The organism is Paenibacillus sp. BIHB 4019 (assembly GCF_002741035.1).
Lineage (GTDB): Bacteria > Bacillota > Bacilli > Paenibacillales > Paenibacillaceae > Pristimantibacillus.
Map to the genome: position 1 here is coordinate 1,492,049 of NZ_CP016808.1, position 20,318 is coordinate 1,512,366.

The 20,318-nt window shown below is 51.0% G+C and carries 16 protein-coding genes; 6 read left to right on the forward strand and 10 right to left on the reverse strand.

The features are described from left to right. Positions 1–81: 81 nt before the first annotated feature. Together BBD42_RS06280 and mgrA are read right to left on the reverse strand one after the other, a co-directional pair. The gene (locus BBD42_RS06280) at positions 82–3,924 is read right to left on the reverse strand and encodes a response regulator (RefSeq protein WP_099517470.1); all 3,843 of its coding nucleotides are present in this window, start codon (positions 3,922–3,924) and stop codon (positions 82–84) included. Between the two features lie 158 nt (positions 3,925–4,082). Next, positions 4,083–5,075 (reverse strand): L-glyceraldehyde 3-phosphate reductase, encoded by a 993-nt coding sequence (gene mgrA, locus BBD42_RS06285; RefSeq protein WP_099517471.1) that lies wholly within the window; start codon positions 5,073–5,075, stop codon positions 4,083–4,085. 293 nt (positions 5,076–5,368) lie between these two features. On the opposite strand from mgrA, the gene BBD42_RS06290 reads away from it, so the two are divergent. After that, positions 5,369–6,490, forward strand: coding sequence for a peptidylprolyl isomerase (locus BBD42_RS06290; RefSeq protein WP_099517472.1), 1,122 nt, complete (start codon positions 5,369–5,371; stop codon positions 6,488–6,490). A 121-nt stretch (positions 6,491–6,611) separates the two neighbouring features. Here the strand turns inward: BBD42_RS06290 and BBD42_RS06295 are convergent, their stop codons facing one another. From BBD42_RS06295 to BBD42_RS06305, 3 genes are read right to left on the reverse strand one after another with little or no spacing between them, the layout of a single operon-like run. Then, positions 6,612–8,018, reverse strand: a complete 1,407-nt coding sequence (locus BBD42_RS06295; protein WP_099517473.1) for a SulP family inorganic anion transporter — start codon at positions 8,016–8,018, stop codon at positions 6,612–6,614. 11 nt (positions 8,019–8,029) lie between these two features. Further along, the gene (gene deoC, locus BBD42_RS06300; protein ID WP_099517474.1) at positions 8,030–8,710 is read right to left on the reverse strand and encodes a deoxyribose-phosphate aldolase; all 681 of its coding nucleotides are present in this window, start codon (positions 8,708–8,710) and stop codon (positions 8,030–8,032) included. 41 nt (positions 8,711–8,751) lie between these two features. After that, positions 8,752–9,708, reverse strand: coding sequence for a DNA-binding transcriptional repressor DeoR (locus BBD42_RS06305; RefSeq protein ID WP_056031859.1), 957 nt, complete (start codon positions 9,706–9,708; stop codon positions 8,752–8,754). Between the two features lie 209 nt (positions 9,709–9,917). On the opposite strand from BBD42_RS06305, the gene BBD42_RS06310 reads away from it, so the two are divergent. Beyond that, positions 9,918–11,723: a 5'-nucleotidase C-terminal domain-containing protein gene (locus BBD42_RS06310; protein ID WP_099521493.1), complete on the forward strand. Its 1,806-nt coding sequence runs from the start codon at positions 9,918–9,920 to the stop codon at positions 11,721–11,723. A 71-nt stretch (positions 11,724–11,794) separates the two neighbouring features. Here the strand turns inward: BBD42_RS06310 and BBD42_RS06315 are convergent, their stop codons facing one another. Further along, positions 11,795–13,003 carry an MFS transporter gene (locus BBD42_RS06315; RefSeq protein ID WP_099517475.1) on the reverse strand — a complete coding sequence of 403 codons (1,209 nt, stop codon included), beginning with the start codon at positions 13,001–13,003 and terminating at the stop codon, positions 11,795–11,797. 206 nt (positions 13,004–13,209) lie between these two features. Between BBD42_RS06315 and BBD42_RS06320 the strand changes: the two genes are divergently transcribed. Beyond that, positions 13,210–14,763, forward strand: a complete 1,554-nt coding sequence (locus BBD42_RS06320) for an HD-GYP domain-containing protein (protein WP_237163397.1) — start codon at positions 13,210–13,212, stop codon at positions 14,761–14,763. 102 nt (positions 14,764–14,865) lie between these two features. On the opposite strand, the gene BBD42_RS06325 is transcribed toward BBD42_RS06320, so the two are convergent. Continuing rightward, positions 14,866–15,330 (reverse strand): cupin domain-containing protein, encoded by a 465-nt coding sequence (locus BBD42_RS06325; RefSeq protein ID WP_099517476.1) that lies wholly within the window; start codon positions 15,328–15,330, stop codon positions 14,866–14,868. A gap of 151 nt (positions 15,331–15,481) precedes the next feature. Here BBD42_RS06325 and BBD42_RS06330 point away from each other — a divergent pair, with 151 nt between their 5' ends. The 3 genes from BBD42_RS06330 to BBD42_RS06340 all read left to right on the forward strand — a co-directional run bounded on the left by BBD42_RS06330 (position 15,482) and on the right by BBD42_RS06340 (position 17,653). Continuing rightward, entirely contained in the window at positions 15,482–15,847 is a 366-nt protein-coding gene (locus BBD42_RS06330; protein ID WP_099517477.1) for a hypothetical protein, read from the forward strand. A 73-nt stretch (positions 15,848–15,920) separates the two neighbouring features. Beyond that, positions 15,921–16,412 carry a cation:proton antiporter regulatory subunit gene (locus BBD42_RS06335; RefSeq protein ID WP_056031871.1) on the forward strand — a complete coding sequence of 164 codons (492 nt, stop codon included), beginning with the start codon at positions 15,921–15,923 and terminating at the stop codon, positions 16,410–16,412. Positions 16,413–16,414: 2 nt separating this feature from the next. After that, on the forward strand, positions 16,415–17,653 hold the full coding sequence (locus BBD42_RS06340) for a cation:proton antiporter (RefSeq protein ID WP_099517478.1): 1,239 nt from the start codon (positions 16,415–16,417) through the stop codon (positions 17,651–17,653). A 121-nt stretch (positions 17,654–17,774) separates the two neighbouring features. Here the strand turns inward: BBD42_RS06340 and BBD42_RS06345 are convergent, their stop codons facing one another. The 3 genes from BBD42_RS06345 to BBD42_RS06355 form a co-directional block, all read right to left on the reverse strand. After that, a complete protein-coding gene (locus BBD42_RS06345; protein ID WP_099517479.1) occupies positions 17,775–18,077 on the reverse strand; it encodes a hypothetical protein in 303 nt (100 codons plus the stop codon). A gap of 103 nt (positions 18,078–18,180) precedes the next feature. Then, the gene (gene infC, locus BBD42_RS06350; RefSeq protein ID WP_237163398.1) at positions 18,181–18,708 is read right to left on the reverse strand and encodes a translation initiation factor IF-3; all 528 of its coding nucleotides are present in this window, start codon (positions 18,706–18,708) and stop codon (positions 18,181–18,183) included. Between the two features lie 19 nt (positions 18,709–18,727). Next, positions 18,728–20,170, reverse strand: a complete 1,443-nt coding sequence (locus tag BBD42_RS06355) for a nicotinate phosphoribosyltransferase (protein ID WP_099517481.1) — start codon at positions 20,168–20,170, stop codon at positions 18,728–18,730. Positions 20,171–20,318 lie beyond the last annotated feature (148 nt).

Genomic DNA, 20,318 nt, shown 5'->3' on the forward strand with positions numbered 1-20,318 from the left:
TGTCCTCTTACTATACAATATAGCTGTGACCGACTACAATAATTTGTTAGAGAATTGTTAGGGTTTTTTGTCGAACTTTTGTCACTTGTCTTGTTGCAAACATTTGAGCAAATGTGTCAATTCTTCTTCCAGCTTTGTCAGCCGCTGGCTCCATTCCTGCTCATCTATGTCCTCCTGATTGAACAGCAGCTCCAGCTCTGTCGCCGCATTCGCCAATTGATAAGCGGATAAATGGCTAGCCGCTCCCCTAAGGGTATGCACAAGTCGCTTGGCGGTCACGAGATCCCTCTCTGTCATTGAAGCGATTAATCTGTCGATAAATGAAGGATAATCGGCTTGAAATTGTTCTAACATATGCATCAAAATCGGAAGCTTGCCATTCACTCTGGCGAGCGCCTCCGGCAAATCTACTCCCGGAATGACCGGCAGCGAGGAATAAGCCGTCTGTTCATATTGCGGCTGCACATGGGGCTCATCCTCCCATAACGTCGATACTGGCAATATGCCCGTCTGATTCAACCAATGCGAGAGTACGGAATGGAGAAAGCCGGCGCTGATCGGCTTCGTTATAATATCATCCATGCCTAGCTGCCTGTACTGCTCATGATCGGCGCGCAGCACATTGGCGGTAACCGCAATAATCGGCAGCCCATCATATTTGGGATTGGCCCGAATAAATCGCGTCGCCTCCATGCCGTCCATTTCGGGCATATGAATATCCATAAGAATGAGATGCCACTCCTCCTGCTCCAGCATTTCCAGCACCTCATGGCCATTTTCGGCCAAACCTACTTCGTAGCCCCGTTCTTTTAACATTTCCAGAGCGACGATTTGATTGATTTTATTATCTTCGGCAAGCAAAATCTTGGCATTGCGCCCTTCCCGCTGTTCAACTGCCACTTCGCTCATCGCCCGGTTCCAAGGCGGAATAAAGGAACGCTCCGTCAAAACGCCTCTCAGGCCGTTAAGCATAGCTAACCGGGTAACCGGCTTTGTAAGCAGGGCAAGCGGACGATCCTTTTCTGGCATTTGCAGCATTTCGTCCCGCCCGAAGGAAGTCGTCAGCACAGCCGTCTTCACGCCAGCCGCCACAGCCTCCTGATGGAACTCAAGCCAAGTTTCCGCCCCATACATATCAGGCATCTCCATATCGAGCAAAATCAGCTTCGGCATCGCTCCCGCACCGATTCGGCGCAGCCGCTCCCGCGCCGTCTTCCAGGAAGCGAAGGGAACCGGGGCCATTTCGAACGATTCCAGCCTTTCGCACCAATGGTGGCGCATCATTTGGCTGTCCTCGACGATCCACACCGGCTGTCCAATCATCTCCTCGCCTAGCTCCATGCTGTAGGGCGGCGCTTCTTCAAGCATAGGGAAAGTAATGACGAAGCTGAATTTGCTGCCGCGGCCGACCTTGCTTTCCGCGAAGAGATTTCCGCCCATCAACGTGACGAGCTTTTGGGAAATAACAAGGCCCAGCCCTGTGCCCCCATATTTCCTCGTCGTAGATCCATCCGCTTGGCTGAACGGCTGGAACAGCCTATCCAGCTGCTCCTCGCTCATGCCGATGCCTGTATCTTCAACGACAAAACGCAGCTGCACTTCCGCTTCACGAAGTTCTACCACTTCTAATCGAAGGCTGACATGGCCTTTTTTCGTAAATTTAATCGCATTGATGCATAGATTCAACAGCACCTGCTCCAGCCGCAGCAAATCCCCAAGCAGCGTGCTGGGCAGATTGTAAGCCGTATGGATCAAAAATTCGAACTGCTCCTTGCCGCCCATAAAGACGCTGAGCTGATCTGCTACCCGGCCAAGCAGCTCCTCCGGATGGAAAGCTAGCAGTTCAACCTCTATTTTCTCTGCCTCAACTTTGGAGAAATCAAGAATGTCATTAATGATGCGCAGCAGCGACTCGGATGACGTGCTGATTTTGTCCACATAATCTTTCTGCGAATAGGATAATCCCGTGCGCTTGAGCAGCTGGGTCAGTCCGATGATGCCGTTCAGCGGCGTCCGAATTTCATGGCTCATGAGGGCAAGGAATCTGCCTTTGGCCGCATTCGCCTCCGCCGCATCCTGCGACGCCTGAAGCAGCTCCTCCTGAATGATTTTTTGCTCCGATATGTCCCGTGCAATACAGGAGAAATAATCCTCTCCTGTTCTGCGATTATGATGGGATACGAGCACGAGCGATACATGCTTCAATTGTTTTTTCTTCGTCAAAATTTCGATATTGCCTTCCCAATACCCGTACTGCTTGGCCAGCTCTGAGCCATTCATAAGATAAAAGAACATTTCACTGCTCAGATGCTCATTGAGCGAAGAAAGATCCGTTTCTTCCTCATGGATGCCGAGCATCTCCTTGCCCGCCTGATTAATGTAGATCATTTCGCCCTGGGAATCGACCGAAGCGATCAAATCTTTGGCAGAGCCAACGATATCAAGCAGCCGATTGCGCGATTTTTCCACCTGCAGCTTGTCGGTTATATCCAGAAACATACCAACGGCTCCTGTAAATTTCCCATTTGCATCCCGCAGGCCATTCGTGCTGAGCAGGACGGGAATGCGTTTGCCATTTTTCGCAATAAAGGTCCATTCCCGCTCGTAGGAAAACTCGGCCTTGCGCAGCTCCTTGAGCACATCCAGTCCCGGTACCACCTCGCGGCCCAATTTCTCCCCAAGTTCCTCGGCCGTTATGCGGATTTCCTCCATGTCCATGAACAGCAGCGGCGTCGCATGCCCCGATACTTCTTCTGTCTTATAGCCGATCATTTCCTCAGCCTTCTTATTGAGATAGGAAATACGGTAATGCTCGTCGAGGACGACAAAGGAATATTGATTTTGATTAATAATCGCTTCCAGCCGTTCAAACATTCTTCTTAGACGCACAACCATGACGTTCACCGAACGCGACAGCTTGCCTACCTCGTCCCCTGGCATTTCTGAAAGATGCTCGGCATTAAACTGGCCAGCGGCTGCCTGTTCGGTGACGATCAATATATTTTTCAACCGATTTACCATATTGGCAAAAAAGAGATAGCACAGCAGCACAATGACAAGCTCTGAGCCAACGAGCGTCAGCAGAATGCTCAGCAGGACGGGCAGCGTCCCGATCTCCAAATCCGACATCGGCATTTCAAGCATAAAATGCCAAGCAGCCACACCATCCACCTTGGAGTGAAATACTGCGTATTCATTCATATTTGAGGAAATGATCTCCATGCCATCCTTATTGGACAGCAGCTTTTCATTCACCTGAATTTCCTGTAAATTCCCGTTCATCATGGCAGTCTGCGGCAAAATCCCATCATCCGAACAGAATAATACAACGCCTTCCTCGTTATACAGCCAGAAGGTGGCTGCATCCGGCTTATCCAATTGCAAATAAGGGATAATCATATCCATATCAATAGCTGCATAGACGATTCCGGCAATTTGATTTTCTTCATTGTAGACTGGAACGGCTATGACAAATTGTTCTTTTGGCGAAAGGCTTGTTTTGAACGGATCGCTGATCAGCACCTTCCCTTTAATCGAAGTCTGGAAGAAGGAATGGTTGCTCAAATCAAACGGCGTGCCATCCGTACGAATGGCCATGCCGTCCTTGCCCACAAAGCCAAGGGAGCGGAAGGCAAAGCCTGCCCGCACAAGCTCACGGTTAAAATAGCTGAGCTTCTCTTCGTCTTTTCCATAACGTACGACATCGGTTCGGCTAATGACCAATACTTCCGCCCGCCTGATGGCAAGCCAAGCAGACAGGTTATTCGCACTGCTGTTTAATTGGCTTAATGTTTTCTCTGTTGCGGAATCAATCATTCCCTGTCTTAAGCCCAAATAGTTAATAATGCCGGCAAACAGCAGCGGAATAAAGGTAATTAATACTATAACCAGAAGTCCCTTGACCCTAAGAGACGTGTTGCTCAAGCGGCTCACTTCCTATCCGGCAAAGTTTGTCAGTTGTCCCGTTTATTATACAGCCTTTACGAAAGCGGGAGAAGCAAAAACGCCAAGGCGGAGGGCCTTGGCGTTCAAAAAAGACATTCGTTATTTTAGATGGTGCCTCATTGCTGGATTCGCTTGCCTTAATCTTTTAAAATCGATTCAATACGAGCCAGCTCATCGCTAGAGAAGTCAAGCGAGCTGAGTGCCGCAACGTTATCATCGATTTGCTCCACACGGCTTGCGCCGATCAATGCCGATGTTACCCGGCCGCCGCGCAATACCCATGCGAGCGCCATCTGTGCAAGCGTCTGCCCGCGCTCGGCAGCATGAGCATTAAGCAGCTTGATTTTCTCAAGCTTGCCTTCTGTAATTTGATCGGATTGCAGAAATACGCTTGGCCCTGCCGCGCGGGAATCCTGCGGGATGCCGTTCAAATAGCGGTTCGTCAGCAAGCCGCCAGCGAGCGGCGAGAACACGATGGAGCCGATGCCTTCCGTATCAAGAACATCCTGCAAGCCATCTTCAATCCAGCGATTGAACATCGAATAAGAAGGCTGGTGAATGAGGCAAGGCGTGCCAAGCCGCTGCAAAATAAGGGAAGCTTCAGCCGTCTGCTCCGCACTGTAGTTGGACAAGCCAACATAGAGCGCCTTGCCTTGGCGAACGATATGGTCAAGCGCAGCCATCGTTTCTTCAAGCGGCGTGTTCGGATCTGGACGGTGATGATAAAAAATATCTACGTATTCCAGCCCCATGCGCTTAAGGCTCTGATCGAGGCTCGCCACCAAATATTTGCGCGAGCCCCACTCGCCGTAAGGGCCTTTCCACATATAATATCCGGCTTTTGTGGAAATAATAAGCTCATCGCGGTAAGCCGCCAAATCCTGCTTGAGCAGTTGGCCGAATGTCTCTTCTGCGGAGCCAGCAGGCGGCCCATAATTGTTAGCAAGGTCGAAATGGGTAATGCCCAAATCGAAAGCGCGGCGGACCATCGCCCGTCCATTTTCCAAACGATCCGTACCGCCAAAGTTGTGCCAGAGGCCCAGTGATACTGCCGGAAGCAGCAGTCCGCTGCGGCCGGTACGATTGTATTTCATCCCGTCATAGCGGGAATTTGCAGGCAAATACGTCATCGATTAACATCCTCTCTACTATTAAAATTAAAAGTTGGAAACTCTCATGTTATACTTCAAACCAAATATAAAGCGCTTGCCTTCTCCATTGTACACTGCTAAGACGCATGGCGCAAAAAAGCAGCTCCTGCTGAAATCCCTTTATTTTTATTTAAGATTAAGGTTTTTTAACCTGAGTTTTGTTATAGTAGGTTAGACAAGCGTAAACGGTTACGGTGAGCTGGCCTTGATCACCGCAACGTTTCGCGAAACCATTATAAAAAGCGTGTAAGATGATGAAGGGAGTTTGAAGAATGGATAACCAAGAATCGCAGCGTAAAGAAGAAGAATTAAAAAATGCTGCGGAGCAAGAAACCAACACACACGAGGACAATCAACATACGACTGAATCAACAATAGCTTCACCGAATGCGGCAGGAGGGGCGCCTTTGGGCGGATCAACTCCCCCGCCACCCCGTAAAAGCGGCAACGGAGCATGGATTGCACTTTCAGCAGTTTTAGCTATTTTGCTAGTAATCGTCGCTATTAAACCGGTATTTGGCGGTGGCAACAATGCAGCCGTTGCAACGGTTAACAAAGTCGACATTACGAAAGAAGACCTTTACGAGGAAATGCTGAAATCAGGCGGTAAAACAACTCTCGACAATCTGATTACACAGCAGTTGATTACGCAAGAAGCTAAAGCTTCCAATGTTACGGTTACAGAAGCGGATATCGATGAAGAGATTAATACGCTGAAAGCAAGCTTCGGCACGGACGAGCAGTTCAACGCTGCACTGGCACAATACGGCGTAACGCTGGAGAGCCTGCGTAAAGATGCTGAGACGCAAGTGAAAATCCGCAAGCTGCTTGAGCCATCCATTACGATTACCGATGATCAAATTAAAGAAGCTTATGAGCAAAACAAAGCTTCCTATGGCACAGGCGAAGAAATTAAAGCTTCGCATATTCTGGTAGCTACGCAAGAGGAAGCAGACGCGATTTTGAAGGAATTGAAAGATGGCGCTGACTTCGCAACGTTGGCGAAAGAAAAATCAACCGATACAGGCACGAAAGACAATGGCGGCGATCTTGGCTTCTTCGGCAAAGGCGTCATGGACCCTGCTTTCGAGGAAGCAGCCTTTGCACTGGAAGTTGATCAAATCAGCGACGTCGTTAAATCGAGCTTCGGTTTCCATATTATTAAGAAAACCGGCTTTAAAGCGGCAACTTCCCCGACTTTTGAAGAGAAGAAGGAAGAAATCCGCAAGCAGCTGCTGAATCAACAAATTCAAGAGAAATCAGCTACTTGGATTCAAGAGATTCGCGACAAAGCAACGATTACTAACACGCTCGAAGAGAAAACAGAAGAAGAAACAGACGCAAGCGCTAATCCAGACGCAGCTGTTTCTCCAGAAGCAAGCGCAGCACAATAAGCCCAACCGATTGAGGCTAACGCGCTTATGAACGTGCTCATGATTTAAAAAAAAGATCGTTGTCCGCCAGGCTTAATGCCTTTGGGACAGCGATCTTTTTTTGGTTTCATACACCCACCGTTTAGCCTTGCAAGGCGGCCCCTTTGCTCACGGTCACTTCCTTGCCGCTTGCCTTCAGCCGCTCTACCACTTTATTGAGTGCCAGCTGCGCCGTATGATCCCATATGCGCGACTGGCTAAGGTCGATATGAATTTCGTCGGCTTTGCAGTCCAGCTCAATGAGCTCTTCCAATCCAGAAGAAGAAGCGAAAAACAGCTGTCCATACACCCGATAAGTTCGCTTGCTGCCTTCCCATTCGCTATGGATGTGCAGCTTGCGCGACACCGACACAACGAACCATACGAAGCTGATCAGCACGCCAACCAATACGCCAGCAGCCAAATCATGCGTGAACAGTACAGCAGCTACTGTCGCCACCATGACGACCGTTTCGGCAAGCGGCACACTGCGCGGCTTGAACACCGAGCGCCAGTCGAAGATGGCGATACAGACCATAATCATAATGCCGACCAGCGCCGCCATCGGCACCTGTGCCAGCACATCGCCGAACAGAACGGCGAGCAGCAAGAGGAACAAGGCAGAAACGAGCGTTGACAGCCTATGCTTCCCGCCCATTTTTACATTAAGCACCGATTCCGCAACAAGCGCGCAGCCTGCCATACCGCCGAAGAAACCCGCGACGACATTCGCAACGCCTTGTCCGCGCATTTCCTTATTTTTGTCCGTACGCTCTCCGGTCATCTCATCGAGCAAATTATGCGTCAGCATCGTCTCCGTATATCCAACGACAGCCAGCGACAAGGAATAAGGAAAAATGATTGCGAGCGTCTCCCAGCTAAGCGGAATATTCGGCAGCAGAAACGATGGCAGCGAAGCGTCAATTGCGCCAACACGAGTAACACCGTCCATGCCGAATACCCATACAGCGAACGTTAGCACGACAACCGCCACCAGCGGTGATGGAATCGCCTTGAAATAACGGGGGAGAAAATAAATGATCGCCAGCGTCGCCGCAACTAACGCATACATTAGCCACGACTCGCCCTGAAAATAACGGAGCTGCGACAGGAGGATGAGAATCGCCAGCGCATTAATAAATCCGGTCAGCACGCCCTGCGGCACATATCTCATCAGCTTGCCCAGCTTAAATACACCCATAAAATATTGCAAAATTCCGGTCAAAATCGTAGCTGCAAACAAATATTCGATGCCATGCTCCTTTACAAGCGTCAGCATCAGCACTGCCATCGAGCCCGCGGCTGCGGAAATCATGCCGGGACGGCCGCCAAGAAACGTCGTAACGAGCAGGATACAGATTGAAGCATAAATCCCGACAACAGGCGGTACTCCCGCCATAAACGAAAAAGCCAGCGAATCCGGCACCAGTGCGAGCGTCGCCGTCATGCCCGCCAGCACATTCACCCGCACATCGGTCATCCACTGTCGCTTCCAAGATAAACGGCTCATACCCTTTTCACCTAATATCCTTCGCCTTTGCCGCCGTTCGCGATGGCGACGCTTGCGCTTGCACCAATGCGGGTGGCGCCAGCAGCCAGCATTTTGAGCGCGGTTTCCAAATCTCGTACTCCACCGGAAGCTTTAACACCCATGTCTGGCCCAACTGTACGGCGCATTAGCGCAATATCTTCCTCCGTTGCGCCGCCTTTGCCGAAGCCGGTCGACGTTTTGACAAAATCGGCGCCAGCCTCCTTGCAAATTACGCAAGCCCGCACCTTTTCCGCATCCGTAAGCAAGCCTGTTTCCAAAATGACCTTTACGATTGCCCTGCCCTTGCAAGCAGCCACAACCGCTTCAACATCGCGCTTCACGCCTGCTTCGTCGCCCGATTTCAGCAGCCCAATGTTCAGCACCATGTCCACCTCCGTTGCTCCGCAGGCAATCGCGTCTTCCGCTTCCGCTGCCTTCGCCTTTGAAGTCGTTGCGCCAAGCGGGAAGCCCGCTACCGTCGTAATGCCTACGCCAGAGCCAGCCAGCTGAGCAGCCGCAAGCGCGACCCAGCCTGCATTCACGCAAACGGTGGCAAAATGATACGTTTTCGCTTCGGCACAAAGCTGAATGATTTCCTCTTTTGTCGCGTCGGCCTTTAGCATTGTGTGATCAATAACTCCAGCTACATTCGCTGCATTCGTACTGCTCATTAATAAATCCCTCCACCTATCGTCTCTCTAGCCCGCCTTGTTCACGCCTCCGGCTTGTAATCCAGCAAATGCTTCGCCGTAATGTGATCGGTAATCAACGTATTAGCATATTGGCCAGCAAGCGCACCATACACCGCTTCGACCTTGCTTGGGCCGCCAGCTACCAGCACGGACCATTCCTTGCGCTTCAGCTCCCCCAAATCAATGCCAATCGTGCGCAAGTCCAGCTCCTCGCTGACCAACTGCCCGTTGATATCTATGAATCTTGAGCAAATATCCCCTACGCCGCGCGAGAAAATAATGCCCAAATCCTCATCGGAAAAATAATTCGCCCGCATCAGCACCGAATCCTCGGTTGGCGCTCCTACGGTAACAACAGCGATATTCGCTTTTTTGCCCATATCAAGAATTTTGCGTATATGACGATCCGCTTCAATCGCATGCTTCACAACCGCATGGTCAACAATAGCTGGAAGCGGAATCAAATAAGGCGACGTTTGATAAGCTTTAGCGAACAGCTGCGCGATCTCGTGGGCATACGTATCGGTCTCGGAATGGCTGACACCTCCGTTGAGCTGCACCACCTTGACCTTCTTCGCATGCTTGTTCGGCAGACGGGTCGCTACTTCATACAAAGTCGTGCCCCAGGTTACGGCAATCGTATCGCCATCCTGCACCGTTTCATTGAGAAATGCAGCAGCAGCTTCTCCTATTACCCGCTTGGCCATCGCATCCTCATACTTAGGTACCGTGGCTACAATTGCGCGTTTCAAGCCGAAGCGCTCCTGCAATTGCCGTTCGCGGTCCGCATTGTCTGCTGCCGGGTCCATAATCTTGATCTGTACGATACCGTCAACCTTCGCCTGCTGCAAAAAACGCGAAACCGTTGGACGTGACACGCCGAGCTTCTTGGCTATTTCCTGCTGATTGTAGTCAAGCTCATAGTACATGCGCGCTGCTTCAATCATTTTCATCTTTTTGTCGCTGAGTTCCTCCATCGGGCATCTCCTTTGGTGAGTCGCTCTTCCACATTTATCTATCTTGAGAATATGTTCAAATAATTGTAAGCAATATTTCAGTTTCATTATATAAGGAAAAAAGCAAAACAACAACTACAGCTTTTGGACAGGATTTTCATGTCAACATGTGGAATACGTATAAGGCGCGACCATAAACGACATTCTGATGGGAGGTATCACCTGCTATGTTGAACAAGTTTAAGTGGTTCACATCCATTCTTTTGGCCGCGGCCCTGCTTCTAGGCGCTGCAAGCGTCTCGGCGGCTGCATCCACCCCAGAGAAGGCCGGCAAGCATATTACGCTTCTGCATACGAACGATATGCATGCCCGGGCGGTCGAAGCCGAAAGCAACGGCGAGCTCGGCTTTGCACGGCTGGCCGGTATTATCGACAGCTACAGGGCCAGCAATCCGAACACGCTCCTGCTGGATGGCGGCGATGCCATTCACGGCACTACCTTCGCTACGCTTGTAGAAGGCGAAAGCGTCGTACGCGTCATGAACGCAATGGGCTACGATGCGGCAGTCCCCGGAAATCATGAATTTAATTATGGCTACAACCGCCTCGTCGAGCTAGAACCCCAAATGGAATATCCGCTTCTGAGCGCCAACATTAGAGTAAAGAAAGACGATTCGCCGCTGTTTCATCCTTATGTCATTAAAGAGGTGGACGGCGTAAAAATCGGTATCTTTGGCCTGACCACACCCGAAACCGCCTACAAGACGCATCCGAAAAATGTCGACGGGCTTGTGTTCACCGATCCAGCCGAAGAGGCGAAAGCGATCGTCGCCGAGCTGAAGGACCAGGTTGACGTCATCGTGGCACTCGGCCATATCGGACAGGATGAGTCGAGCGCCGATACGAGCATTGGCATTGCCAAGGAAGTTTCCGGCATTGATGTTTTTATTGATGGGCACAGCCATACGGTGCTGAAAAAAGGGCTTGAAGCCGGACATGGCACCCTTATTGCAAGCGCCGGTGAATATACCAAATACATTGGCGTCGTCGATTTGTGGATCGATCAAGGCAAAGTAGTCAGCAAAGAAGCCAAGCTGATTGATTACAAAGCTGCTGCGGCAATTGCTCCTGATCAAAAAATTGCCGAGCTGGTCGATTCCATCGTCGCTGAGCAGCAGGAAATTCTCTCAACCGAGGTTGGCGAAACCGCTGTAAGGCTTGATGGCGAGCGCGAGCAGGTTCGCGCGGGAGAAACGAATCTTGGCAATTTGATTGCCGACAGCCTGCGTTCTATCACGAAGGCCGACATCGCCCTAACGAATGGCGGCGGTATCCGCGCTTCAATAGATGAAGGAATCATTACGCTGGGCGAGATCATTACGGTGCTGCCCTTCGGCAATCAAATCGTGACGCTTAACGTCACAGGCGCCGATATAAAAGCCGCTTTGGAAAATGGCGTTTCGGATTACCCGAATCCGAAGGGCGCTTTTCCGCAAGTATCCGGCATCGCCTTCAAGATCGATACCGCCAAGGCAAAAGGCTCGCGCGTCCATTCCGTAACGGTAGGCGGCGCTCCGCTCGATGCAAAAAAATTATATTCGCTCGCGACGAATGATTTTATAGCAGCCGGCGGCGATGAATATACGATGTTCGCCAGCTATCCGCAGGCCGGCATGTTTGGCGCACTGGACGAAGCGCTCACGAGCTATTTGCGGGAGCTTGGAACAGCGGCAAAACCAGCTGTTGAGGGACGTATAACAGAGGGAGCAACGCCTAGCTCCGCTTCGCCCTCCCCGTCTTCCAGCACGAAGCCTAAGCCGGAAGTTATCCAGCCCGGCCCGTCGTCTCCGGCAGGCACCAATCAGGCGGAGCCTGCGAAGGCTGCCGACTATGCCAACTACACGGTGAAAAAAGGCGATACGCTCTGGTCGATTGCGAAGCGCTATAATACGACGTGGCAGGCGATTCGCGACGTAAACCAAATTAAAAATCCCGACCGCATTTACATCGGACAGCAGCTCAAAATTCCGGCATAGCAGCAAAACAGCCCTTCGCCATTTTCAGAATGGTGAAGGGCTGTTTCTCTTATATCTCTGACATGTCCCGGCTAAGCTTGTATGGACTTGCTGCTAGACTTGCTGCTGGCCTTGCTGCGCAGCCTGCGTTCAAAGCCTACATACAGCACAATGTACAGGACGAAAAATCCGCCGGACAGTAAATACATCGTCGAATAGTTGGTCACAGCGGCTACAGCTCCCAGCAATATTGAACCGCTTCCGATGCCGATGTCAAAAGCATTGTAATAGGTGGCCGTCGCTACGCCTCTGCGCTCTGGCTCTACAAGATCGATAACCCAAGCCTGCAGCGCTGGGAACAGGGCGCCAAAGCCAAAGCCATAAAACAACCCCGACAGCAGCAGCATCGCGGTAGAATGCGTAAAATAAAGCATGACGCTAGCAATAATGCATAGAATAGCAGCAGGCAGCAGCACCCACATGCGCCCTTTGCGATCAAACAACGGGCCGCTAATAAAGCGGATCAGAAACTCGCTGATTGCCACGACAAGGAAGAAAATGCCGACACTGCCCAAGCCCTGCTCTTTGCCAAACAAAGCGATAAAGCTGAGCACCGTGCCGAAAGGAATGCCGATAAGCAGGCCAAGCAGCGAAGGCATAAACGCCTTGCGCTCCACGACGCTGTCCATCCAGCTTCCCGTTTCCGCCACAGGAGCGGCTGCGGCTGGCGCCTTCTTCTCCACACGCGGAAAGCGGACAAAGCAGGTGCTGATCAAGCTAAGCAGCATAACAACTGCCCCAATTAGAAACAATGCCTTAAACCCATATTCCGTCATAATCCAAATGCCAAAAAAGGGTCCTAAAGCGAATGAGATCGAATTCCCTGTCGCAAAAAAGCCCATGCCTTCTCCTCTTCGAGAGGCTGGCACTAAATCGGAGGCCGCTGTGCCGAACAGCGTCGTTGCAATGCCGAAGCCGACGCCGTGCACGACGCGCAGCACAAGCAGTACGGCAAGGGTCGCAGCTAAATAATAGCCGGTAAGCGCGATAAGACTGATGGCTACTCCAAGAAGCAGCAGCTTCTTCTGGCCCAGCCGCTTAATGCCGTAACCCGTTCCAAGCCGGGAAATGACGGCCGTAAACGTAAATAAGCCCATAATCAAACCAATTTGTGTTTGGCTGCCTCCCTGCTCCGCGGCAAACACGGGAAGTGTCGGCAGCAGCATCTCAAGCGCCATAAACAGCAGCAGATTAGAGCCCATTAATAAAATGAAATTTTTTGACCATAGCGCCTCGCGCATTTTTCTATCTCCTTTATGTCTACAATCTAAGTATGAGACGTTCCGATCCCCTTACGATTCGTTCATCATATAGCAGTTTAATTATCCTGTCTACGATGAAAATGCCGGTCTTCAATTTTCTATTGCGGTCTTCGGCAAGTGTGATAACCTTTAGAAGAGGTTGTCTTCAGAAATCTCATTTTCCACACGAAGTGAGGAGCCTGTCTATGAAACAAATGATAAGCGATGAACGGCTCGATGTGATTATTTTCAAAAAATTTATTGTTCAGCTTATCCGTAATTATCTGTTTGGCGGGGCTGTCGCTGTCCTTGGGGTAGGAAGCATCCTCATCTTTTCAACCTTGCAGCTATCCAGTATTGAAATTATTCGGCTGGCGCTGCTGCTCGTCGTTTCGCTGATCATCATGTTCAGCTGCGAATGGCTGGCTTTCAAACGGCATATTAGGCCTATACGCAATATTTTTTACATAGAAGCTACTTCTGCCCAGCTTCGAGAGGCCTATTTGCAAGTACATAACTTTCCGCTTTTATCGGTTAAACGGATCGCAGGTCCCCATTTTCTAGGTTTGGCAATTCCCGTTGGCAGTCTCACTTATATAAGTATAAAGCTGCAATGGATCGTATTTCCTTATTACTATATTGCGATAGGCGCAGCTTGTGCGGTGCTGATTGCGGCGATGCATGCCATGCTTGAGTTTTTTCTGACGACCAGGGCGATACCTCCGCTCATTACGCATATACGCGCGATGCATATTAAACGGTTTAACGCTGATTTGACGCTGGAGGGGCAAGTGCTGGTGACGATCAGGCGCAAGTTTCTGCTCAGCGCTTTTATTATCGGAACGCTGCCGATGCTTATGTTCAGCCTGGCGACGCAAATTCGCATAGAGGGGTACGCCAGTACCAGCTCCGCTTCTGCCGCCTATTGGCAATGGGCCGTCCTCATTCTTATTATTGGCATTTTATTTTCCTGGCTTAGCGCATCGCTGCTTTCCAAGGATATTCAATCGCCCATCGAGACGCTCCAGCAGGCGTTGGTCAGCGTTCAGGAAGGCAAGCTCGACCATAAGGCCGAGGATATTTATTCGGATGAGTTTTCCAAGCTTGTGGCCGGATTCAACCATATGGTCGATGGGCTGAAGGAGCGCGAGAAGCGCAACGCCCAGCTGCTGCAAAGCTATTTCATTACTCTAGCTGCGGCGCTTGAGGCTCGCGACCTCTACACCGCCGGGCATTCCGAGCGCGTAGCTGAATACGCTGTGCTCATCGGGCAGCTCGCTGGCTGGGACGATTCCGTTCTGGATACGATTCGCAAGTCGGCGCTGCTCCATGATATTGGCAAAATCGGTGTTCGTGACGCCGTGCTGCTGAAGGACGGCAAGCTGACTGACGAGGAATTCGATCAAATCAAACAGCATCCGATTTTGGGTGAAAATATTTTACGGCGCATTGAGCCGGCTGATGCGATGGAGCATCTGCTTCCGGGCGTGCGCTCCCATCATGAGCGTTTTGACGGCAAAGGCTATCCCGACGGGCTCGCAGGCGAAAATATTCCGCTGCTCGGCAAAGTCATTGCCATCGCTGACGCCTTCGATGCGATGACCTCCGATCGCCCCTACCGCAAGGGCATGACTGTATGCAAGGCGCTCACCATTTTGGAAGAAGGCAAGGGAACCCAGTGGGACCCTGGCCTAGCCGAGTTGTTCATCCGCTGGCATAGGGAGCAGCAAGCATCAGAAGATACGCGTGCAGAGGCGTAAGCAAGCAAGCTCTGACGCTCGATGCACGGCATGCGGCATAAAGACCAAAAAAATCCGCCTGCATGAGGCGGATTTTTTTATAAAATCGTTTGAATGTTTGGATTAACGTTTAATTAATTGGAAATCATCATAATGGAAGCCCGGGGAAACAATACAGGAGAACAGCGATGGCTCGTCGCCAAGCGGCTGCGACATTTGCCACTCGCCTGCTGGAACTACCGCTTGCGGCTGCTGGCCATTCAGCACATCGCCGCCTACAATAATTTCCTTTCTAAGCGTTGGGTCGTCTGCAGTGCCGCCCAGGGAAAGGGTAATTGGGCCGCCAGAATGCCAAATCCACAGCTCATCAGATAGTACTTTATGCCAATCCGACATCTCATGCGGATGCAATAAAAAATAAATCGAGGACGCTGCGGCACGTGGTCCGGAATAAGCCTCACCAAGCAGCTCCTGCGGAATTTGGAAGGAAGCCTTCCACAATTCTTTATACCAACCGCCCTCTACATGCGGTTGTAAGCCCAATGCTTCAACTAACGGCGAAATCGCCTTGTTCGCTTCACTCATCATTCAATCTCCTTCCAGCTGGAAAAAATGCTTATTTCATTTAATTCCCCCAGTGTATCCAACACTTGGGACAACGTCAATACCTTTCGCAGCAGCCTTGTGACATTCGGCCTACAATCATTTATAATAGTAATAAGAGACAGGGGGTGAATAGATGAACAACAACGTTTTGCAGCAGCAAGCAAGGCAAAGCCGGTTAGTGAAAGGCCTGATCATACTAGCATTGCTGTGTACAGCCATACTATTTGCTTATCAGGCGGAGGACTTGCCTGAGCTGAAATCTCCCTCCGACCAACTGACGATTGCAGCAGGCGACCATCATGGTGTCGCGATCCGATATCAATCCGGTATTTTGAAGCAGCTTTTCCAGATGACGCTTATAGGCGTCACCATTATTTTAGGAATACTCGCATGCCGAAAGCAGCGGCTGATTCCACTATCCATTCGCCGTGCCTTTATACCGCAGCAAATAAAGGATTTATTTTTGATGCCTGTTAAATTCACCGGAAGCTTTATATAATCTATAGCCAGCATTATACGTATCCGTCCTATCACGATACCCACACAAACTCACGATATAGGAGCTGGCGAATATGAATATTAGAGAATCGGATTTACCAGGCATTGGACGTAAGTATCAAATGGAGACGAGAGGCGGCGACAAGCTTGTTGTCGTCATCCATGATGACGGAAGAAGAGAAATGTACCATTTTGAATACGATGATCCAGATGACAGCATTTCCATGGTTTCCATGGACGACGAGGAGGCCCGTCAGGTTGCTGCCATTATTGGAGGAATGACCTATACGCCGAAGGCGCTTGAGACGATTGAAGTCGCGCTCGACGATTTGACCATTGAGTGGTATAAAGTCGAAGCCGGAGCAAGCTGCGTAGGCAAAACGATCGGTGATTCGGATATCCGCAAGCGGACGGGGACGACGATTATCGCCGCGATCGATAAGGACGGCAAGCATATTAATCCGGGTCCGGATTATATTTTCAAAGCCGACTCTACACTGATAGTTGCAGGTGAACGCCCGCATCTTAAGACGCTTAAGCAGTTGCTCGTGAATGGGAGCCGTTAATTATGGATCATCTGGTGCTGGAGATTGGTCTCGCCGTCACTTTGATTGCCCTAGTCGGCTTAATAGCAAATAAAGTAAAATTTTCAGTCATTCCGTTTTATATTTTGATCGGGATGGCTGTGGGGCCGCATGCTCCTAAATTCGGCGTTTTCGACTTCCGCTTTATCGAAAGCGCCCCCTTCATTGAATTTCTCGGCCGATTAGGCGTGCTGTTCCTGCTCTTTTATCTCGGTCTGGAATTTTCGGTCGGACGCCTGATGAAATCGGGAAAAAACATCGCCGTCGGCGGTACGATTTATATTATTATCAATTTCACGCTTGGACTTGTCTATGGCTTCTCCTTAGGCTTCCCGCTTGAGGAAACGCTCATTATGGCCGGTATTACAACGATTTCTTCAAGCGCCATCGTTGCAAAGGTGCTCGTAGACCTGAAACGAACCGCGAATCGGGAAACCGAGATGATACTCGGCATTATTATGTTCGAGGATGTTTTCCTCGCTGTGTATATTTCCATCCTCTCCGGTCTTGTACTGAGCGGCTCCAGCTCGCTTGGCGGCGTACTCCTCTCCGCAGCCTATGCGCTTGGATTTATGCTCCTTGTACTCGTAGTTGGACGCAAGGCTGTTCCTCTGTTGAACAAAATATTAAACATCCGCTCGAACGAATTGTTTCTTCTGCTGATCTTCGGGGCTTTATTCCTCGTCGCAGGCTTCTCCGAAACGATTCACGTCGCTGAGGCAATCGGCGCCCTTCTAGTTGGGCTAGTGCTAGCTGAAACCGCTCATATGAAGCGGATCGAGCATCTGATTTTACCTTTCCGCGATTTCTTCGGGGCGATTTTCTTCTTCAGCTTCGGTCTGACGATTGATCCGACGGCGCTTGGAGGCGCAGTATGGCTATCGCTAGGTGCTGTTGCTATTACGCTGTTCGGCAACGTGCTTGCAGGCATGCTGGCGGGGAAAAGCGCAGGGCTTTCGCCTAAAGCGTCCGCGAATATCGGTCTGACGATCGTCTCGCGCGGCGAGTTTTCGATTATTATGGCGAATCTCGGCAAAGCCGGAGGATTAATGGAACTGCTTCAGCCATTTGCTGCCTTGTATGTTCTGCTGCTTGCGATTTTGGGGCCATTGCTCACCAAGGAATCCAAGCTCATCTACAACGGCATGAACAAAGTATTCCGCTTTGACCGCAAGAAGGCTAAAGACAAAGAACCCATCAAAGAGCCGGACGTTTCCAATTAAACGACGGGTCTGCCTTTGCAGCCTAAAAATTTAACAAGCCTGCCCCAACCGACGAAGTGTTATTTTCGCGGGTCAAGGCAGGCTTGCTTTTTTTTATAATTGGTTTATTTAGCTTGGCGTCCTAGTCGATGCCGTCTTTAAAGTTTTTGTTCCAATTTTTATCGCCTTTGTGAACATAGTCCTCCACTGTCTTGTGCAGGGTGTTCACAAGCTCTTCCTTGATCTTGGCAATCGTGTCGTAAAAGACAATTTCCTCCGCGCCCGAAATTCTCACTCCGGCTACTGCCTGTGTGGCAGCGAAGCGGCGATGCTCCGATTCAAAGTTTTCCAACGCCTGCAGGGCATGCTCTACATAATGGGATAATTCCTGATGTTCCTTCGGAAGTTGAGCTTTAAGCTCTTGAATGCGTGTTTTTAATGGCATTAGAATCACCTCAGCGTTAGTATTTACCTCTGTTTATTTACTATAACCGATTTTTATGCTTCGAGCATCCCAAAATATGCTAACCCGGCAATGATGCGCCTATTCACGACGGATTGACCTGTACCATTACCTGCTTGCCGCTTACTTGAATGCCGGTCTGCGGCTTGCCTTGCTCTGCCAAATCGGCGAGCAGGCGCTCCAGCAGCGTCTTGCCAGCAGCCCCCTGCTTGCCTCCTTGAACGCGCACGACGAGCTGCACCGCATGGCCCGACTCCAGCAGCTTCGCAGCCTGGCGCTGCTTGGTGTCGTAATCATGCTGCTCGATATCAATGCCGAGACGCAGCTCCTTTACCTTCGCTGGCTGGCCTTGTGCCTTCTCCTGCCGTTTGGCCTGGCTAGCCTCCTGCTTCGCTGTACCGCGCCCCATCAGCTTGCAGGGCGGCGGACTGCTCATAATGGACAGGCATACGAGATCTGCCTTGTGCTGCTTCGCAAGCGCAAGCGCTTCTGCGCGGGAGACGACACCAAGCGGCTCGCCGTTCAAGCCCGTGAGCTCCACCTCAGAAGCTTTGATTTTCTCATTCATCAGCATCGTAACAACCTTCTTTCTGCTGCTCTGTTCTATTCTCATTACCCAGCTAATCCCGCAGCTACTCTTGATGCTGCTGAATCAGGTCCATCTTCATCTGCCACGTTTTCTCGCTTAGATGAATCGGATAAAATTCCGGATTCAGCTTGCGCTTCACTTCCGGAAGGAAGCTGCTTAGCTGCTCCTGATGGAACTGCCGAACCTGCGAAAGGGACGGCAGCTCATAAACGAGACTGCCCTTGTCGAAAATACATTTGAGCAGCGGGACCGCTTCGTAATTGTTCACGTATTTGTATATATACGGGTGCAGCGGATCAAATAGCTTAAGCCTGCTGCCGTCCGGCTTCTCTTCCTCGCCGCATAAAGCAATATAATCAGCCCGCGCCAGTCCCGTATTCAGGTTGCGGATACGGAACACATCCTTGCGGCCCGGCGTCGTCACCTTCTCGGGATTCGCAGACAGCTTGATGACGGGCACGTAATGCCCGTCCTTCCAGCGCGCGGTCAGCTTGTACACGCCGCCCAGCGAAGGCTGGTCCGCAGCGGTAATCAGCTGCGTGCCCACGCCCCATATATCAATGCGCGCCCCTTGCGCCTTGAGGTTAAAGATCAGCGTCTCATCGAGATCATTCGATGCGACGATCTTCACATGCGGCAGCCCCGCAGCATCCAGCTGCTTGCGCGCCTCCTTGGACAATAGCGCGAGATCGCCGCTGTCGAGGCGAATCGCGCTGAGCTGCTTGCCTTGGCTCTCCAGCCAGCGAGCCGTCTTAATCGCATTCGGCACGCCGCTTTCCAGCGTGTCGTACGTATCGACGAGCAGCGTCACTTGATCCGGCAGCGCCTCGGCATATTTCATGAAAGCTTCTTCCTCGGTATCATGTCCCTGCACCCAAGAGTGGGCATGCGTTCCTTTAGCCGGGATGCCGAACAGCATCCCCGCCCGCATATTGGATGAAGCGTGGAAGCCGGCAATATAAGCGGCACGCGCGCCCCATACGGCAGCATCCGCCTCTTGCGCCCGTCTTGTCCCGAACTCCAGCAGCGTATCGCCGTCCGCAACCTGCACAATACGCGACGCTTTCGTCGCAATCAGCGTCTGGTAATTCATGAAGTTCAGCAGCGCCGTCTCAATAAGCTGCGATTCAAATATGGTGCCCTCCACGCGAATGAGCGGCACACCCGCAAAGACGACCGTGCCTTCCTCCATCGCATACATGCTGCCCTTGAAGCGGAACGCCCGCAGCCGTTCGAGAAAAGCGGGCTCGTACTGTTCCTCCTGCTCAGCCAAATACGCAAGCTCCTCTTCTCCGAAGCATAGCTCTTCTATATATTTTACAATGCGTTCAAGTCCCGCAAATACAGCATATCCATTGCCAAAAGGCAGCTTGCGGAAATACGCCTCGAATACCGCTGGCGTATCTGCCGTTCCATTTTTCCAGTGCGCATACATCATGTTGATTTGATATTTATCCGTATGCAGCGTTAAATTTGCGCTATTCACAGACACAAGTCACTCCGTTCTAAATGATGTCTGACAGGGGCTGCGAAGAAGGATTGTCCATGCCTGATGAACGGCGGCGCTTTCAAGGTGAAACGGCTGTCGCCGTTCTCTGGCGGCGCAGCACGTCTCAGTCCGAGAAATATAGTGA

Bases quoted from the DNA above. Each gene is read 5' to 3' on its own strand.
- mgrA (WP_099517471.1), bottom strand. From the start codon at position 5,075: ATGACGTATTTGCCTGCAAATTCCCGCTATGACGGGATGAAATACAAT.
- BBD42_RS06290 (WP_099517472.1), top strand. From the start codon at position 5,369: ATGGATAACCAAGAATCGCAGCGTAAAGAAGAAGAATTAAAAAATGCT.
- BBD42_RS06295 (WP_099517473.1), bottom strand. From the start codon at position 8,018: ATGAGCCGTTTATCTTGGAAGCGACAGTGGATGACCGATGTGCGGGTG.
- deoC (WP_099517474.1), bottom strand. From the start codon at position 8,710: ATGAGCAGTACGAATGCAGCGAATGTAGCTGGAGTTATTGATCACACA.
- BBD42_RS06305 (WP_056031859.1), bottom strand. From the start codon at position 9,708: ATGGAGGAACTCAGCGACAAAAAGATGAAAATGATTGAAGCAGCGCGC.
- BBD42_RS06315 (WP_099517475.1), bottom strand. From the start codon at position 13,003: ATGCGCGAGGCGCTATGGTCAAAAAATTTCATTTTATTAATGGGCTCT.
- BBD42_RS06320 (WP_237163397.1), top strand. From the start codon at position 13,210: ATGAAACAAATGATAAGCGATGAACGGCTCGATGTGATTATTTTCAAA.
- BBD42_RS06325 (WP_099517476.1), bottom strand. From the start codon at position 15,330: ATGATGAGTGAAGCGAACAAGGCGATTTCGCCGTTAGTTGAAGCATTG.
- BBD42_RS06330 (WP_099517477.1), top strand. From the start codon at position 15,482: ATGAACAACAACGTTTTGCAGCAGCAAGCAAGGCAAAGCCGGTTAGTG.
- BBD42_RS06335 (WP_056031871.1), top strand. From the start codon at position 15,921: ATGAATATTAGAGAATCGGATTTACCAGGCATTGGACGTAAGTATCAA.
- BBD42_RS06340 (WP_099517478.1), top strand. From the start codon at position 16,415: ATGGATCATCTGGTGCTGGAGATTGGTCTCGCCGTCACTTTGATTGCC.
- BBD42_RS06345 (WP_099517479.1), bottom strand. From the start codon at position 18,077: ATGCCATTAAAAACACGCATTCAAGAGCTTAAAGCTCAACTTCCGAAG.
- infC (WP_237163398.1), bottom strand. From the start codon at position 18,708: ATGAGAATAGAACAGAGCAGCAGAAAGAAGGTTGTTACGATGCTGATG.